Annotated in this window: 14 protein-coding genes; all 14 read right to left on the bottom strand. The window is 55.8% G+C overall.

Annotated features, from left to right (window positions below):
- Positions 1–33 precede the first annotated feature (33 nt).
- The 14 genes from nuoN to lrhA all read right to left on the bottom strand — a co-directional run bounded on the left by nuoN (position 34) and on the right by lrhA (position 16,542).
- A complete protein-coding gene (gene nuoN / locus HX884_RS07070) occupies positions 34–1,491 on the bottom strand; it encodes an NADH-quinone oxidoreductase subunit NuoN (RefSeq protein ID WP_095439739.1) in 1,458 nt (485 codons plus the stop codon).
- 6 nt (positions 1,492–1,497) lie between these two features.
- A complete protein-coding gene (gene nuoM, locus HX884_RS07065; RefSeq protein WP_013098102.1) occupies positions 1,498–3,027 on the bottom strand; it encodes an NADH-quinone oxidoreductase subunit M in 1,530 nt (509 codons plus the stop codon).
- A gap of 76 nt (positions 3,028–3,103) precedes the next feature.
- Positions 3,104–4,945, bottom strand: a complete 1,842-nt coding sequence (gene nuoL, locus HX884_RS07060; RefSeq protein WP_178327906.1) for an NADH-quinone oxidoreductase subunit L — start codon at positions 4,943–4,945, stop codon at positions 3,104–3,106.
- Complete coding sequence (gene nuoK / locus HX884_RS07055; protein ID WP_003861496.1) at positions 4,942–5,244, bottom strand: NADH-quinone oxidoreductase subunit NuoK; 303 nt, start codon at positions 5,242–5,244, stop codon at positions 4,942–4,944. The genes nuoL and nuoK overlap by 4 nt, the downstream gene beginning before the upstream one ends.
- Entirely contained in the window at positions 5,241–5,795 is a 555-nt protein-coding gene (gene nuoJ, locus HX884_RS07050; protein WP_178327905.1) for an NADH-quinone oxidoreductase subunit J, read from the bottom strand. The genes nuoK and nuoJ overlap by 4 nt, the downstream gene beginning before the upstream one ends.
- A 10-nt stretch (positions 5,796–5,805) precedes the next feature.
- Positions 5,806–6,348 (bottom strand): NADH-quinone oxidoreductase subunit NuoI, encoded by a 543-nt coding sequence (gene nuoI / locus HX884_RS07045; RefSeq protein ID WP_003861491.1) that lies wholly within the window; start codon positions 6,346–6,348, stop codon positions 5,806–5,808.
- Between the two features lie 13 nt (positions 6,349–6,361).
- Positions 6,362–7,339 carry an NADH-quinone oxidoreductase subunit NuoH gene (gene nuoH / locus HX884_RS07040; RefSeq protein WP_013098104.1) on the bottom strand — a complete coding sequence of 326 codons (978 nt, stop codon included), beginning with the start codon at positions 7,337–7,339 and terminating at the stop codon, positions 6,362–6,364.
- Positions 7,336–10,059 carry an NADH-quinone oxidoreductase subunit NuoG gene (gene nuoG, locus HX884_RS07035; protein WP_178327904.1) on the bottom strand — a complete coding sequence of 908 codons (2,724 nt, stop codon included), beginning with the start codon at positions 10,057–10,059 and terminating at the stop codon, positions 7,336–7,338. Before nuoG ends, nuoH begins: the two co-directional genes overlap by 4 nt.
- A 54-nt stretch (positions 10,060–10,113) precedes the next feature.
- A complete protein-coding gene (gene nuoF / locus HX884_RS07030) occupies positions 10,114–11,451 on the bottom strand; it encodes an NADH-quinone oxidoreductase subunit NuoF (protein WP_003861487.1) in 1,338 nt (445 codons plus the stop codon).
- On the bottom strand, positions 11,448–11,948 hold the full coding sequence (nuoE, locus tag HX884_RS07025) for an NADH-quinone oxidoreductase subunit NuoE (RefSeq protein ID WP_003861486.1): 501 nt from the start codon (positions 11,946–11,948) through the stop codon (positions 11,448–11,450). Before nuoE ends, nuoF begins: the two co-directional genes overlap by 4 nt.
- Before the next feature lie 2 nt (positions 11,949–11,950).
- Entirely contained in the window at positions 11,951–13,753 is a 1,803-nt protein-coding gene (nuoC, locus tag HX884_RS07020) for an NADH-quinone oxidoreductase subunit C/D (RefSeq protein ID WP_178327903.1), read from the bottom strand.
- 89 nt (positions 13,754–13,842) lie between these two features.
- Positions 13,843–14,517 (bottom strand): NADH-quinone oxidoreductase subunit NuoB, encoded by a 675-nt coding sequence (nuoB, locus tag HX884_RS07015; protein WP_003861482.1) that lies wholly within the window; start codon positions 14,515–14,517, stop codon positions 13,843–13,845.
- Between the two features lie 15 nt (positions 14,518–14,532).
- On the bottom strand, positions 14,533–14,973 hold the full coding sequence (gene nuoA / locus HX884_RS07010; protein WP_178327902.1) for an NADH-quinone oxidoreductase subunit NuoA: 441 nt from the start codon (positions 14,971–14,973) through the stop codon (positions 14,533–14,535).
- A 630-nt stretch (positions 14,974–15,603) separates the two neighbouring features.
- Positions 15,604–16,542 (bottom strand): transcriptional regulator LrhA, encoded by a 939-nt coding sequence (lrhA, locus tag HX884_RS07005; protein WP_029881734.1) that lies wholly within the window; start codon positions 16,540–16,542, stop codon positions 15,604–15,606.
- Positions 16,543–16,746 lie beyond the last annotated feature (204 nt).

Raw genomic sequence — 16,746 nt, 5'->3', positions numbered from 1 at the left:
ATAAAAAAACCCGCCGAGGCGGGTTTTTTGCTTTTACATCAGCGGCATTGCTCGCTGCACGATATCAATCAGCGGCTGCGGATAGATACCGAAGATCAGCACCAGCAGCGCGGAGATCAGCACCACAATACCACCTGCGCTGTACTGCCAGTTGCCTGGTGCGTCACGGTTGAGCTGCTGAGGCGCGCTCAGATACAGGCTCACGGCCACACGCAGATAGTAGTACAGACCGATTGCCGAGCCGATAACCACGCCCGCAGTCAGCCACCACAGGTGCGCCTGCACACCGACAGCCAGCACGTAGAACTTACCGATGAAGCCCAGCGTCATTGGGATACCCGCCAGAGAGAGCATCATCACGGTCATCACCGCAGACAGGATCGGACGGTGCCAGAACAGGCCACGGTAGGAGAACAGTGAATCTGCATCCGGGCCACGGTACGGGCTGGACATCAGGCTCACCACGCCGAACGCGCCGAGGCTGCTGAACAGGTAACCGGCCAGGTAAACGCCTACGGTTTCCATCGACATCTCACCGCTCTGCAGCGCAATCAGTGCCACCAGCAGGTAGCCCAGATGAGAGATCGAGGAGTAACCCAGCAGACGTTTAATGTTGGTCTGGCTCAGCGCCATCAGGTTACCGAAGATGATGGAGACGAACGCGATAACCCCCAGCACCGTGCGAACTGCTTCGCTGTCACCTACCGGTGCGTACAGGAACAGGCGCATGACCACACCGAAGATGGCGATTTTGCTCGCCGTCGCCAGGAAGGTAGAAACCGGCGCCGGTGCGCCCTGGTAAACGTCCGGGGTCCACAGGTGGAACGGAACCAGAGAAAGTTTAAAGCCGAGGCCAACAATCATCATGCCCAGACCCGCCAGCAGCAGCGGCTCGTGCAGCATGCCGTCGCCGAGGCTCTTGCCAAGCGCCATGAACGAAAGGTTACCGGTCTGCGCGTACAGCAGCGCAATACCAAACAACAGGAAGGACGAGGCAGCAGCAGACAGGATGGTGTACTTGATGCTCGCTTCCAGAGAGCGCTTCTGACGGAAGGCGTAACCAATCAGGCCGAACAGCGGCAGAGAGATAAGCTCAATGCCGAGGAACAGCGCAGCCAGATGGTTTGCATTCGCCAGCAGAATGCCGCCGAGTGCGGCAATCAGTACCAGCAGGTAAAACTCTTCTTTGTTGTCGTTGTAGCCTTCGAGCCACGGATAGGCAAAGGTACAGGTCGCCAGGCTCGCCAGCAGAACCAGCCCCGTGTACAGCATGGCATAGCCGTCAACGCGCATCAGCGGGGTGACGTCCATCGCCCCGCCCTGGCCAACAAACCAGAGAGAGACTAACGCGGCGTTCAGTCCGATGACCGACAGCGTGGCATTCAGGAAGTGATTGCGTCGCCACGCAATGGAGAGCATCACAACCACCACCGTCAATCCGACGATCAGCAGCGGTAGCAGCGCGATCAGTTGTTGTGGAGTTATTGTCATGGCGAATTACGGCCTTGTAGTAGAAGCAGAATTAACAAACCACTGCTGGATATTACCCATCGCGGAGTGCGAGGTATCCAGAATCGGCTGCGGGAAGAAGCCCAGCAGCACCAGCAGTACGACCAGCAGCAGGATGATGAACAGCTCACGCAGCGACATCCCCGGCAGTTCTTGTGCAGCAATTTCGCTCTTCGCTTTACCGAAGTAAGCACGGTGCAGCATCGCCAGCGAGTAGACGGACGCGAACACCAGACCAAAGGTGGAGATGACGGTAATCATCGGTACCACTTTGAAGCTGCCGAACAGAATCATAAATTCGCCGACGAAGTTACCGGTACCTGGCATACCCAGGGTCGCCACCGCGAAGAACATGGACAGCGCTGGCAGCCACTTAATTTTGCTCCACAGACCGCCCATCATACGCATGTCACGGGTGTGCAGACGTTCGTACAGCTGACCACAGAGGATGAAGAGACCGGCTGCGGACAGACCGTGCGCAATCATCTGGATCACCGCGCCCTGGTACGCCAGCTGGCTGCCGGTGTAGATAGCAATCAGCACGAAGCCCATGTGGGAAACGGAGGTGTACGCAATCAGACGTTTGATGTCGTACTGCGTGAACGCCATCCAGGCACCGTAGAAGATACCAATCACACCCAGCCACATGGCAATCGGTGCGAACTCAGCGGACGCGTTCGGGAACAGTGGCAGCGCGAAACGCAGCAGACCGTAGGCTGCTGTTTTCAGCAAGATGCCCGCTAGGTCAACAGAACCTGCGGTTGGCGCCTGAGAGTGCGCGTCTGGCAGCCAGCCGTGCAGTGGTACGACCGGCATTTTCACCGCGAAGGCGATGAAGAAGCCGAGCATCAGCAGGTATTCCACACCGTGAGACATCGGGGTCTTCAACAGGTCTTCGTAGTTGAAGGTCCAGACACCGGTCGCATTGTGGTGCACAAACACCAGCGCCAGAATGGCAATCAGCATCACCAGACCACTCGCCTGGGTATAGATGAAGAACTTGGTGGCCGCCGTGATACGCGTTTTACCGTCGGACGCCTTATGGCCCCACAGCGCGATCAGGAAGTACATCGGCACCAGCATCATCTCCCAGAAGAAGAAGAACAGGAACATGTCGATGGCAAGGAACACGCCGATTACGCCGCCCAGGATCCACATCAGGTTCAGGTGGAAGAAGCCCTGGTATTTTTCGATTTCTCGCCAGGAGCAAAGTACCGCCAGAACGCCGAGCAGACCGGTCAGCACCACCATCAGCAGCGACAGACCGTCAATCGCCAGGTGGATCGTAATGCCGAAACGCGGGATCCAAGGCAGGATAAACTCAGACTGCCACTGCGGAATGCCCGCAGACTGGGTCAGGGAGTAGCCACCCTGCAACCAAAGTTGCAGACCAAGCGCGAGCGTCAATCCCATGGTGATCAGCGCGATCCAGCGCGGCATCTTCACGCCAAAGCGTTCAGTCTGCCAGCACAGGAAGCCGCCGATGAAGGGAATTAATATTAGCCAGGGTAGTAACATGGCGATTTACATTCCTTTTTAAGGCCCCCAGAAGGGGCCTGATTTTCAACGAATTCGAATAAAATTCACTTTACGATCAACGCAACACCATCAGCAGCGCCAGCACGACAACCGCACCGATGCTCATGGACGCCACATACCAGCGCAGGTAACCGTTCTCGCTGTACAGCAGGCCTTTACCTGCAAAGCGGGAGAGGATCGCCGGGATATTCATCAGGCTGTTCAGTGGGTCGCGCTTCAGCAGCCACGCAATGCCCAGGAACGGCTTAACGAAGATCATGTCGTACAGCCAGTCGAAGCCCCACGCGTTGTACCACCAGGTGCCCAGCAGGCGGCCTGGCGCACTGTTGGCAACGGCTGTCACCAGCATGCGTTTGCCCAGCCACAGCCATGCAGCAATCAGGATACCCGCGATAGCGACCACACCAGAGGTGATTTCAAGCGTCAGAACGCGGCCGTGCTCAAGCTCGGTGGTGTCTGGCAGTACACCCTGCAGCGGCGGCACAATCATCGCGCCAACGAAGGTGGACAGGACCAGCAGCACAATCAGCGGCAGGTGGTGAGTAATCCCCTTCCCTGCATGAGCGTGAATTTGTTCTTTACCGTGGAATACGATGAAAATCATACGGAAGGTATACAGGGAGGTCATGAACGCACCGACCAGACCCGCAACCATCAGATTGATATGACCATTCGCCATGGCACCGGCAAGGATTTCGTCCTTACTGAAGAAGCCCGCGGTAATCAGCGGCAGTGCCGCCAGCGCCGCGCCGCCCACCAGGAAGCAGACATACACCAGCGGGATGGACTTACGCAGCCCGCCCATCTTGAAGATGTTCTGCTCGTGATGGCAGGCCAGGATCACGGAACCGGATGAGAGGAACAGCAGCGCTTTAAAGAACGCGTGCGTCATCAGGTGGAAAATCGCCGCGTCCCACGCCTGAACGCCCAGCGCCAGGAACATGTAGCCAATCTGGCTCATGGTGGAATAAGCAAGAACGCGTTTGATGTCGGTCTGCACCAGAGCGGCAAAGCCTGCCAGCACCAGCGTGACCGCACCGACGATACCCACCAGATGCAGAATTTCCGGGGTCATCAGGAACAGGCCATGGGTACGCGCAATCAGGTACACACCGGCGGTGACCATGGTCGCGGCGTGGATCAGCGCGGAGACAGGGGTTGGACCCGCCATCGCGTCGGCCAGCCATGTCTGCAACGGCAGCTGTGCAGATTTACCCACAGCACCACCCAGCAGCATCAGCGTTGCCCACCACAGCATGTTGTTGCCTGCGGCGAAGTGTGCCGGCGCCAGTTCCACCATTTCGCGGAAGTTCAGCGTGCCCAGTTCGTTGTAGAGAATGAACAGCGCGAACGCGAGGAAGACGTCACCCACACGGGTCACGACGAACGCTTTCATGGCCGCTGCGCCATTCTTCGGATCGGTGTAGTAGAACCCGATCAGCAGGTACGAACAGAGACCCACGCCTTCCCAGCCCAGATACATCAGCAGCAGGTTATCGGCCAGCACCAGAACCACCATGCTGGCGATAAACAGGTTGGTGTAGGCGAAGAAGCGGGAGTAGCCCTCTTCACCGCGCATGTACCAGGAGGCGAACATATGGATCAGGAAGCCCACGCCGGTCACCACGGAGAGCATGGTCAGCGAGAGACCATCCAGCACCAGGTTAAAACCGATGTTGAAATCACCGACCGACATCCAGGTCCACAGCGGCACGCTGAAGGCCTGACGCCCGTTGTTGAAGAAATCGATACCCGCATACGCTGTTACCAGCGCAGCCAGACCGACAGATCCCATGCCGACGGTCGCAGACAGATTCTCAGACCAGCGGCCGCGAGAAAACGCCAGCAGCACGAAGCCAATCAGCGGAAAAATAATGGTTAAGGCAAGCATGTTCATCCACGCAACTCACTTACTGAATCGATGTTCAGGTTCTGGCGGCGACGATGGAGCTGCAGCAACAGCGCCAGGCCAATACTCGCTTCGGCAGCCGCGAGGCTGATGGCGAGAATGTACATCACCTGACCATCGGTCTGGCCCCAGTAGCTTCCGGCGACCACGAAGGCCAGCGCGGAGGCGTTAATCATGATTTCCAGACCGATCAGCATAAACAGCAGATTGCGGCGGATAACCAGACCGGTTAAGCCCAGAACGAATAAAATCGCAGCGAGGATCAGTCCATGTGTTAAGGGGATCATGCGCGTTCCTCCGTTTTTCTTTTCGCGCGGTCGTCAGTGCGGTTGCTCAGCACCTCACCAGCACGCTCTTCGCGACCAACGTGGAAGGCAACAACCAGACCCGCCAGCAGCAGCATAGAGGCCAGTTCAACCGCCAGAACGTATGGGCCAAACAGCGTGATACCCACTTCTTTCGCGCCGATTGGCGTACCGTCGATGCCCTGGTCGTTCACGCCGAGAATGGCATAAACAATCACCACCAGCATGATGGCCGACAAAATTGCCGGGCCAATCCACACCTGCGGTTTTAACCACTGACGTTCCTGCTCAATTTCAGAGCCGCCCAGGTTCAGCATCATCACCACGAAGACGAACAGCACCATGATGGCACCGGCGTAAACGATGATTTCCAGCACACCGGCAAAGTGCGCGCCGAGCGCAAAGAACACCCCGGAAATAGCCAGCAGCGAAATGATTAAGTACAGCAGCGCATGCACCGGATTGGTGTGCGTAATCACTCGTAGCGTAGCCAGGATGGCGATAAGGCCACAGATATAAAAAGCGAATTCCATTGCCCTCTCCTTACGGTAACAGGCTCTTGACGTCGATAGGCTTGGCTTCGTTCTCTGCTTCGCCCTTATCTTTGCCGTCGATTGCCATACCCGCCATCCGGTAGAAGTTATATTCCGGGTATTTGCCCGGACCGGAAATCAGCAGATCCTCTTTCTCGTACACCAGGTCCTGACGCTTGTACTCACCCAGTTCGAAGTCCGGGGTGAGCTGAATCGCCGTGGTTGGGCACGCTTCTTCACACAGACCACAGAAGATGCAGCGTGAGAAGTTGATGCGGAAGAACTCAGGGTACCAGCGGCCGTCTACCGTCTCTGCTTTCTGCAGAGAGATACAGCCTACCGGACACGCTACCGCACACAGGTTACAGGCAACGCAGCGCTCGGAACCGTCCGGGTCGCGCGTCAGCACGATACGGCCACGGTAGCGCGGCGGCAGATATACCGGCTCTTCCGGGTACATCCGGGTTTCGCGTTTGGCAAACGCGTGCAGGCCGATCATCCAGATACTGCGTACCTGGGTACCGAAGCCTACCAGTAATTCTTTTAAGGTCATGGTCTATAGCCCCTTATGGCTGCTGCCAGAGAATGACAGCCGCCGTTACCAACAAGTTGACGAGCGTCAGCGGCAGGCACACTTTCCAGCCGAAGGACATTACCTGGTCATAACGCGGACGCGGTAACGCTGCGCGAATCAAAATGAACATCATCATGAAGAACGCGGTTTTCAGCGCGAACCAGATGAACGGCGGTAAGAACGGGCCATGCCAGCCACCAAAGAACAGCGTTACCATCAACGCGGAAATGGTGACGATACCGATGTACTCGCCCACGAAGAACAGACCGAATTTCATACCGGAATATTCAATGTGGTAACCGTCGGCCAGTTCCTGTTCGGCTTCTGGCTGGTCAAACGGGTGACGGTGACACACCGCCACGCCCGCGATAGCAAAGGTAACAAAACCAAAGAACTGCGGGATAACGTTCCAGATGTCGGCCTGGTTGTTAACGATGTCGGTCATGTTGAATGAACCGGCCTGCGCCACCACGCCCATCAGGGAGAGCCCCAGGAACACTTCGTAGCTCAGCGTCTGCGCGGAAGCACGCATCGCACCCAGCAGCGAGTATTTGTTGTTACTGGACCAGCCTGCGAACAGTACCGCGTAAACCGCGAGTCCTGCCATCATCAGGAAGAACAGAATGCCGATGTTCAGGTCAGCCACCACCCAGGTCGGGCTGACAGGAACGATAGCAAACGCCAGCAGCAGCGAGGTGAAGGCGATCATCGGTGCCAGCGTAAAGATCACGCGATCCGAGAAGCGTGGGATCCAGTCCTCTTTGAAGAACATCTTGATCATGTCCGCGACCAGCTGGAGTGAACCACCCCAGCCAACGCGGTTTGGTCCATAACGGTTCTGGAACAGACCAAGCAGACGACGTTCACCAAAGCTCATGAACGCACCACAGGTGACCACCACCAGCAGAATGACAATCGCTTTCAGAATGCTCAGCAGGATGTCGATAAGATCCGGCGTTAACCAACTCATGCTTTTGCCTCCTGCAGGTTATCAAGACGCGCACCCGCCAGTACCGGCGCGATGCCAGGCATACCCATCGGCAGACCGACCTGCCCTGCTGTCAGGCTTTCAGAGATAATCAGCGGCAGGCTGATGGTCTGGCCTTCGTAGCTAAAGGCAATGTTCGCACCCGCGTTAACGCCAAGCTTCGCGGCGTCTGCCGGGTTGAGCTTGATGTACGGCTGCGGCATACGCTGCTGGAATACCGGTGAACGCTGGGACAGCTCGTCGCTACCAAACAGATGGTAGTACGGCGCAATACGCCAGCTACCGTCCTGCGCCTGGAAGCTCGCCGGAACGGTCGTGAAGAAGTCCAGACCGGTTTCGGAGGCTTCAATCAGACGCACGCCCGGATCGCCGTGACGCAGTGAACCGCCCACTTCCGCCTGGAACTTGTTCCACGCCTGCGGGGAGTTCCAGCCCGGCGCCCATGCGAATGGGATCTGTGAACGCGGCGCAGACGGCTGGTTGTTCCCTTCCATGGAGAAGGCGAACATGGTGTCTTTATCCTGCGGCTGACGCGGTTCGTGCACGCTGATATTGGCACGCATCGCGGTACGGCCACTGTAACGGTGCGGTTCACGCGCCAGTTTCTGGCCGCGAATACGGAAGCTCGCTTCAGGCGCGGCATCTTTAATGCCCGCCAGCTGAGGCAGTTTTTCGACTACCGCATCGATAACGTGGTCGAGCTGCGTCCAGTCCACTTCACGGCTCTGCACGGTGCTGTGCAGGGAGTGCAGCCAGCGCCAGCTTTCCAGCATCACGGTGTTGCTGTCGTAGTACGCCGGGTCATAAACCTGGAAGAAACGCTGTGCGCGGCCTTCGTTGTTGATAACCGTACCGTCGCTTTCTGCGAAGCTTGCCGCAGAGAGCACCAGGTGCGCTTTATCCATAATCGCGGTGCGCTGATGGTCGATTACCATCACCAGCGGTGCTTTAGAGAGCGCAGCGTCAACGCGCGCGGCAGAGGCATGGCGATGCAGGTCATTTTCCAGCACCACAACGGCGTCAGCAGCACCGGACTCCAGTTCGCTTAACGCTTCTTCCAGCGAGCCGCCGCCAATCATACCCAGACCAATGCTGTTCACCGCACGGGCAATCATGGTGACACCAACGTCCGCACCGCGGCCTTTCAGGGCTTTGGCGACGTTCGCTGCAGCCTGAATGATCTCGGCGCTACCGGCGTTAGTCCCGGAGATAATCAGTGGTTTCTTCGCCCCCGCCAGCGCCTGAACAATCACGTCGACTTTGCTTTGCAGGTCACGATCCAGTTCAACGGCCGGAGAATTGTTGTCCAGCGCATGAGCAATGGCAAAGCCAAGACGCGCCTGATCTTCAACCGGCGCGCAGTAGGTCCACGCGGCGATATCGTCCAGACGGGTATTGTCGACGTTCGTCACAAACAGAGGATGCTTCGCGCGCTGGCCGATGTTGAGGATTGCCGCAATCTGCCAGTCAGCCACTTTCTGTGCCGCTGCCATTTCACGTGCTTTACCCTTCACCGCCTGGCGAACCGCCAGAGCCGCGCGAGCGCCGGTCTGCGTCAGATCTTCGCCCAGCACCAGAACCGCATCATACGATTCGATTTCGCGCAGCGCAGGGGTATGAATACCGCCTTCGCGCAGCACTTTCAGTACCAGCTGCAGACGTTCCTGCTCGCCCTGAGCGATACCGGTGTAGAAGTTTTCTGCCCCCACCAGCTCACGCAGCGCGAAGTTGCTTTCGATGCTGGCACGCGGGGAGCCGATACCGATCACTTTCTTCGACTGACGCAGAATATCTGCCGCACCCTGCATCGCCTGTTCAGCGTTCAGGGTGATAAAGTCGTCGCCACGGCGCTGAACCGGCTGACGCGGACGGTCTTTCAGGTTTACATAGCCATAGCCGAAACGACCGCGGTCGCACAGGAAGTAATGGTTTACGGTACCGTTGTAACGGTTTTCGATACGACGCATTTCGCCGTAGCGCTCACCCGGGCTGGTGTTACAGCCCAGCGAACACTGCTGGCAGATGCTTGGTGCAAACTGCATGTCCCACTTACGGTTGTAACGCTCGGAGTGAGTTTTATCGGTGAATACGCCGGTCGGACAGATTTCTACCAGGTTACCGGAGAATTCGCTCTCAAGCGTACCGTCTTCCGGACGACCGAAGTAGACGTTGTCATGTGCGCCATACACACCCAGATCCTGACCGTCTGCGTAATCTTTGTAGTAACGCACGCAGCGGTAGCAGGCGATGCAGCGGTTCATTTCGTGAGAGATGAACGGCCCCAGGTCCTGGTTACGGTGCGTACGTTTAGTAAAGCGATAGCGACGGAAGCTGTGACCGGTCATTACGGTCATATCCTGAAGGTGGCAGTTGCCGCCCTCTTCACAGACCGGGCAGTCGTGCGGGTGGTTGGTCATCAACCATTCCACAACGCTTTCACGGAACTGTTTTGCTTCTTCGTCATCAATCGAAATAAAGGTGCCTTCGGTGGCTGGCGTCATACAGGACATCACCAGGCGACCACGCGTGTCTTCCGCGTTTTGATATTGCTTCACCGCACACTGGCGGCAAGCACCGACGCTGCCCAGCGCCGGATGCCAGCAAAAGTACGGAATATCGAGGCCAAGAGACAGACAAGCTTCCAGCAGGTTGTCCGCCCCGTTGACTTCGTATTCTTTGCCGTCTACATGAATCGTAGCCATTAGCATGCTTCCAGTTGTCTCGAATTGCTTCGAGCGTTAATCAAAATTCTGTTTTTACCAGCGTGCTTTCAGCAGGTTCGGCTGAATACCATTGATTGAATGGGTATTGCTGAACGGCTGCTTGATGCCTGCTTCGAATTCGTCGCGGAAATATTTAATCGCGCTCTGCAGCGGCTCGACGGCACCCGGTGCGTGGGCACAGAAGGTTTTGCCCGGCCCTAAGAATCGACACAGTTGCTCAAGTGTCTCGATATCACCAGGCTGGCCTTCGCCGCGTTCGATAGCACGCAGGATCTTCACGCTCCACGGCAGACCGTCACGGCACGGTGTACACCAGCCGCAGGACTCACGGGCGAAGAACTCTTCCAGGTTACGCACCAGCGAGACCATGCCGATCTCGTGGTCGACGGCCATCGCCAGCGCCGTACCCAGACGGCTGCCTGCTTTACCAATGCTTTCGAATTCCATCGGCAGGTCAAGGTGGGCTTCGGTCAGGAAGTCTGTCCCTGCCCCACCCGGCTGCCAGGCTTTGAATTTCAGGCCATCGCGCATGCCACCGGCGTAGTCTTCAAGAATTTCGCGGGCGGTGGTACCGAACGGCAGTTCCCAGACGCCAGGGTTTTTCACGCGCCCGGAGAAGCCCATCAGCTTGGTACCGGCATCTTTGCTTGAGGAGATGCCCTGATACCACTCCACACCGTTGGCGAGGATAGCCGGAACGTTACACAGGGTTTCGACGTTGTTCACACAGGTCGGTTTACCCCACACACCGGAGCTTGCCGGGAACGGCGGCTTGGAACGCGGGTTCGCACGGCGGCCTTCCAGGGAGTTAATCAGCGCGGTCTCTTCACCGCAGATATAACGCCCTGCACCGGTGTGCACGAACAGCTCGAAGTCAAACCCGGTGCCGAGAATGTTTTTGCCAAGCAGGCCCGCTTCGGTCGCTTCGGCAATCGCGCGACGCAGGTTTTCCGCCGCTTCGATGTACTCACCGCGCAGGAAGATGTAACCACGGTACGCTTTCAGCGCGAACGCGGAGATCAACATGCCTTCCACCAGCAGGTGCGGCAGTTGCTCCATCAGCAGACGGTCTTTATAGGTACCCGGCTCCATTTCATCCGCGTTACACAGCAGGTAACGGATGTTCATGGATTCATCTTTTGGCATCAGGCTCCACTTCAGACCGGTGGAGAAGCCCGCGCCGCCGCGGCCTTTCAGACCCGACTCTTTCACCGCATTAACGATGTCGTCTGGCGCCATGCCGCCCAGGGCTTTACGCGCCCCGGCATAGCCGTTTTTGCTCTGGTATTCGTCGAGCCATACCGGCTGTTTGTCATCGCGCAGACGCCAGGTCAGCGGATGTGTCTCAGCAGTACGAATTACAGTTTTCATTTGTACTGCTCCAGCAGGTCAGGAATGGCTTCCGGCGTCAGATGGCTGTGAGTATCCTCATCAATCATCATGGTCGGCCCCTTGTCGCAGTTACCCAGGCAGCAGGTTGGCAGCAGAGTAAAGCGACCATCGAACGTGGTCTGGCCCGGCTTGATATTGAGTTTTTTCTCAATCGCAGCCTGAATGCCCTGATAACCGGTAATGTGGCAGACAACGCTGTCACAGTAGCGGATCACATGGCGGCCCACCGGCTGACGGAAGATCTGGCTGTAGAACGTGGCTACGCCTTCTACGTCACTGGCCGGGATACCCAGCACTTCTGCGATCGCATAGATCGCCCCATCCGGCACCCAACCACGCTGTTTCTGTACGATTTTCAGCGCTTCAATGGACGCCGCACGCGGGTCTTCGTAGTGGTGCATCTCGTGCTCAATGGCAGCACGCTCTGCTTCACTCAGCTCAAAAGCCTCGGTTTGTGGTTGTTGATTCTCGTGCATAATTAGCGGTCCACATCTGACATAACAAAATCGATACTACCCAGATACACAATCAGGTCGGAGACCAGACTGCCGCGGATGGCGGACGGGATCTGCTGCAGGTGCGCAAAACTCGGCGTACGCACGCGGGTACGGTAGCTCATGGTGCTGCCGTCACTGGTCAGGTAGTAACTGTTAATACCCTTGGTCGCTTCGATCATCTGGAAGGATTCTTGTGCCGGCATGACCGGGCCCCAGGAAACCTGCAGGAAGTGGGTGATCAGGGTTTCGATATGCTGCAGCGTGCGCTCTTTCGGTGGCGGCGTCGTCAGCGGGTGATCCGCCTTGAACGGGCCTTCCGGCATGTTGTTGAGGCACTGCTCAAGGATGCGCAGACTCTGACGCAGCTCTTCTACTTTCAGCATCACGCGGGTATAGCAGTCGGAAACACCGCCGCCAACCGGGACTTCAAAGTCGAAGTTCTCATAGCCAGAGTAAGGACGCGCTTTACGCACGTCGAAATCAATACCGGTCGCACGCAGGCCAGCACCGGTGGTCCCCCACTCCAGCGCCTCTTTCGCGCCGTAGGCAGCAACGCCCTGGGAACGGCCTTTCAGGATGGAGTTACGCAGCGCGGCTTTCTCATACGAGGCCAGACGTTTCGGCATCCAGTCAAGGAATTCACGCAGCAGACGGTCCCAGCCTCGCGGCAGATCGTGTGCCACACCGCCGATACGGAACCAGGCCGGGTGCATACGGAAACCGGTAATCGCTTCCACCAGATCGTAAATTTTCTGACGGTCGGTAAAGGCGAAGAAGACCGGGGTCATCGCGCCAACGTCCTGAATGAACGTGGAGATGTACAGCAGGTGGCTGTTAATACGGAACAGTTCTGACAGCATAACGCGAATCACGTTAACGCGATCCGGCACGGTGATGCCTGCCAGTTTCTCAACGGCCAGCACGTAAGGCATTTCGTTTACGCAGCCGCCGAGATACTCGATACGGTCGGTATACGGAATGTAACTGTGCCAGGACTGACGCTCGCCCATTTTCTCAGCACCACGGTGGTGGTAACCGATATCCGGAACGCAGTCGACAATCTCTTCGCCATCAAGCTGAAGAATAATACGGAATGCACCGTGCGCAGACGGGTGGTTTGGACCGAGGTTGAGGAACATGAAGTCCTCGTTTTCGGTACCGCGCTTCATGCCCCAGTCTTCCGGCTTGAAGGTCAGCGCTTCCATCTCCAGATCCTGCTTGGCTTTGGTCAGCTCAAACGGATCGAATTCAGTCGCACGTGCCGGGTAGTCTTTACGCAGCGGGTGGCCGGTCCAGGTCTGCGGCATCATGATGCGCGTCAGATGCGGGTGGCCGTCGAAGGTCATACCGAACATTTCCCAGGTTTCACGCTCGTACCAGTTGGCGTTCGGGAAAAGTTTGGTGAGCGTCGGCAGATGCATGTCGTTTTCAGACAAGGCCACCTTGAGCATGATATCCGTATTGCGGTCTATTGAGATCAGGTGGTAGAAAACGGAAAAATCCGCAGCAGGGAGACCCTGGCGGTGCGTGCGCAGACGTTCATCCATGCCGTGTAAGTCAAACAGCATGACGTAAGGTTTTGGCAATTTCTTGAGGAAATCGACAACTTCCAGCAATTGTTCACGCTTCACCCAAACAACGGGTACCCCGGTGCGGGTCGCCTGAACAGTAAAGGCATCCGGCCCAAAACGGTTGCGCAGTTCGCTAATGACGGGGTCATCCAGATGATCCCGGGTCTGCCAGGCGGCTTCTTGCGCGGTTAAGTCGGTCATATTGTTCACCATTGCAAATGGTCCGTGGTGACTGTTAAGCCTGGCTTCGCGCTATTTGAGTAGTGATATGCGAAGGTGTTCTCCAGGTCCACAGGCGCAAATTAAATTTCGTCAGGCGTACGCAGGTTGGTGACGGCAATACGTTCACCACGTTTACGCTCGCGCTCAGACTGCATGTTCGCGCGATAGACACCCTGATCGCCAACAACCCACGACAGCGGGCGGCGTTCTTTACCGATAGACTCCTGCAGCAGCATCAGCGCTTGCATGTAAGCTTCCGGACGTGGCGGGCAACCCGGGATGTATACATCCACTGGAATAAACTTATCTACGCCCTGCACAACGGAATAAATGTCGTACATACCGCCAGAGTTTGCACATGCGCCCATGGAGATAACCCATTTTGGCTCCAGCATCTGGTCATAAAGACGCTGAATAACCGGTGCCATCTTGGTAAAGCACGTACCGGCCACCACCATCAGGTCAGCCTGACGTGGGGATGCACGCAGTACCTCTGCCCCAAAACGCGCAACGTCATGTACCGCAGTGAATGACGTCACCATTTCAACGTAGCAGCAGGAAAGGCCAAAGTTGTATGGCCAGATGGAGTTCTTACGACCCCAGTTGACCATATCGTGCATGGCATGTTCGAGCTTGCCCATGTACACGCTTTTATTGACTTCTTGCTCCAGGGGGTCGGTTACGATCTCCTGTTTTTGCAGGGGGTAACGGTCATTCTCACCGTTAGGATCTATGCGGGTGAGCGTATAATCCATCTTATTGCCTCGCTGTTACTGCTGACGATTAGAGATACTGTTTTCCGGGTTGATGTGTTCACGACGTGAACGCGCAGGCGTCCAGTCAAGCGCGCCAATACGCACCAGATAAACCAGACCGGCCAGTAGCACTAAAATGAAAATTGCGGCCTCGACAAAGCCTACCCAACCACTTTCGCGGATGGAGGTCGACCATGCGAAAAGGTAAAGCGCTTCCACGTCAAAGATGACGAAGAACATGGCTACCAGATAGAACTTGGCAGACAGGCGTAAGCGAGCGGAACCTACTGAATCAATACCTGATTCGAAAGGGTTGTTTTTGTGCCTTGCGCGGGCGCGACCGCCCAGGAACCAGCCGCCGACTAACATCAGGCAGCACAGGCCAATGGCTACAATAAGAAAGATTGCGAATGCCCAGTGATGAGCGATGACTTCTGTGGATGTTGACATACTCATTGCTTACTCATCAAAAGTGATACCAACGACACTGCTCTTGCTGGCAGATGGGCATCACATCGATTCATGGGGAGGAACAAATAACCTTACACTAACTGTCAGAAATGAGACGTAGACAGCAAAATGATGGGGTTTTTTACTCCTTTCTATAACCTATTGTCAACTTTAACAAAGGTTTCTTCACATTAAATTACATCGAGCGATTCTCATTAACATTTGGTGCCCTTTAACCCTGGTGGTTACCTGACTTTTCGTCAAATGCATGTTGTTGAATCGTGTCCGTTTTGGAAGTAAAAAAAATAACCCTCCTATTTTGACAGGATTTGCCAACGATTCCTCCCCCTAAATGGGAGTATTTTCTTGATCTGAGACACGCTTTTGTTAATTCAACCAGTAAAACGGCAACATCTTTCCTGTTTTATTAACATGCCTGGCGCGGGAAGGAAGTGAGAAAAGAATTTGTTCAGACTTTAATCAACTGTATTTTACTCATTGATAATTAAGAGCTCTTTTCATTTAACTCGCTTTAGCGGAGAGAATTTGTGCAAAAAAAAAGCCACTCCATGCGAAAATCGCGCGAGTGGCATTTTTTTACACTTACATTTTGTTACCAGAATTTTGAGCTCTCGATCACTCAAAGTCACCTTCAACGATCAGGGAGTCATCCCCCCCTTCGTGGGTAACATGCTCGAACTGCCACGGGTTATGGTAGTTCTCCATTGCTTCGAACACCACTTTCGCCAACTCGTTGTTACTGGACGTGTTGTGGCACAGCAGATACTCCGTATCCGGCAGTGGAGGGAGTCCATCGGATTTTCCCAGCACCCGCAGATCCGGGCTCATCATCTCCACCGGACGCGCCGTTACGCCAAGGCCGGCTTTGACCGCTGCGCGAACGGCAGGCAATGTGGAGGCCACATACGCCAGTCGCCACGGAATGTTGGCCTCGTTGAGCGCCGCCAGCACCATATCGCGGAATGGGCTCGGATCGTCCAGTAAGACCAGAGGAACCGGCTCGCCTTGCTGAAGCACATATTCCGCCGCGCAATACCAGTGCGTAGGAGACGTTCGCAGCGTCAGGCAATTAAATTGGCCGGGACGATGCGTAGTGACCACGAGGTCAACCTCGTTCTCTTTTAACATCTCAATCATAAAAGCATTACGCTTCACGCTAACATCCAGCGCAAGTTTCGGATAAACCGAACTGATTCGATTAAGAAGGAACGGCAATATAGTATCCGCTGACTCATCAGATGCACCTAACGTTAGCACACCCTGAAGGTTGCTAAACATTAATGACATACATGCTTCGTCATTAAAGCGAAGTATTTTCCTGGCATAACCCAGTAGCTGAATACCGTGTTCCGTTAAGAGCTTATTACGGCCATGACGGGCAAAAAGCTCTTTACCAACCAGTTGTTCCAGACGCTGCATTTGCTGACTGACGGCGGACTGGGTTCGGCAAACTGCGGCAGCAGCTGCTGCAAAAGTGTTGAGGTCTGCGACCGCAACAAACGTTCTCAGCAGATCGAGGTCGAGATTCATTATCGGACGATTTGCATTTATCATATCTATTCACTTTCAGGTTGCTCGTGCGGAGCTGCCCGGGTTGAAGCTGTGTGTAACAGTTAAGCAATTCCTTCTGGAGTTTTCCCTCGCATCCCGGCCCGGCAGACTGCCTGACAGATAGTTATTGTGCTGCTTTAGTGTATATATCAGGGTCTTCCCCGATCATGGTGGGAAGACTCAGAACGCCATATTCAGTTTTCCATA

Source organism: Enterobacter sp. SECR19-1250 (assembly GCF_013391025.1).
Classification (GTDB): domain Bacteria; phylum Pseudomonadota; class Gammaproteobacteria; order Enterobacterales; family Enterobacteriaceae; genus Enterobacter; species Enterobacter cloacae.
The sequence above is the reverse complement of the archived record's forward strand: the minus strand, read 5'-3'. Positions and strand labels throughout refer to the sequence as shown.

Excerpts from the sequence above, each read along its gene's own strand:
- nuoN (WP_095439739.1), bottom strand. The coding sequence starts at position 1,491 with ATGACAATAACTCCACAACAACTGATCGCGCTGCTACCGCTGCTGATC.
- nuoM (WP_013098102.1), bottom strand. The coding sequence starts at position 3,027 with ATGTTACTACCCTGGCTAATATTAATTCCCTTCATCGGCGGCTTCCTG.
- nuoL (WP_178327906.1), bottom strand. The coding sequence starts at position 4,945 with ATGAACATGCTTGCCTTAACCATTATTTTTCCGCTGATTGGCTTCGTG.
- nuoK (WP_003861496.1), bottom strand. The coding sequence starts at position 5,244 with ATGATCCCCTTAACACATGGACTGATCCTCGCTGCGATTTTATTCGTT.
- nuoJ (WP_178327905.1), bottom strand. The coding sequence starts at position 5,795 with ATGGAATTCGCTTTTTATATCTGTGGCCTTATCGCCATCCTGGCTACG.
- nuoI (WP_003861491.1), bottom strand. The coding sequence starts at position 6,348 with ATGACCTTAAAAGAATTACTGGTAGGCTTCGGTACCCAGGTACGCAGT.
- nuoH (WP_013098104.1), bottom strand. The coding sequence starts at position 7,339 with ATGAGTTGGTTAACGCCGGATCTTATCGACATCCTGCTGAGCATTCTG.
- nuoG (WP_178327904.1), bottom strand. The coding sequence starts at position 10,059 with ATGGCTACGATTCATGTAGACGGCAAAGAATACGAAGTCAACGGGGCG.
- nuoF (WP_003861487.1), bottom strand. The coding sequence starts at position 11,451 with ATGAAAACTGTAATTCGTACTGCTGAGACACATCCGCTGACCTGGCGT.
- nuoE (WP_003861486.1), bottom strand. The coding sequence starts at position 11,948 with ATGCACGAGAATCAACAACCACAAACCGAGGCTTTTGAGCTGAGTGAA.
- nuoC (WP_178327903.1), bottom strand. The coding sequence starts at position 13,753 with ATGGTGAACAATATGACCGACTTAACCGCGCAAGAAGCCGCCTGGCAG.
- nuoB (WP_003861482.1), bottom strand. The coding sequence starts at position 14,517 with ATGGATTATACGCTCACCCGCATAGATCCTAACGGTGAGAATGACCGT.
- nuoA (WP_178327902.1), bottom strand. The coding sequence starts at position 14,973 with ATGAGTATGTCAACATCCACAGAAGTCATCGCTCATCACTGGGCATTC.
- lrhA (WP_029881734.1), bottom strand. The coding sequence starts at position 16,542 with ATGATAAATGCAAATCGTCCGATAATGAATCTCGACCTCGATCTGCTG.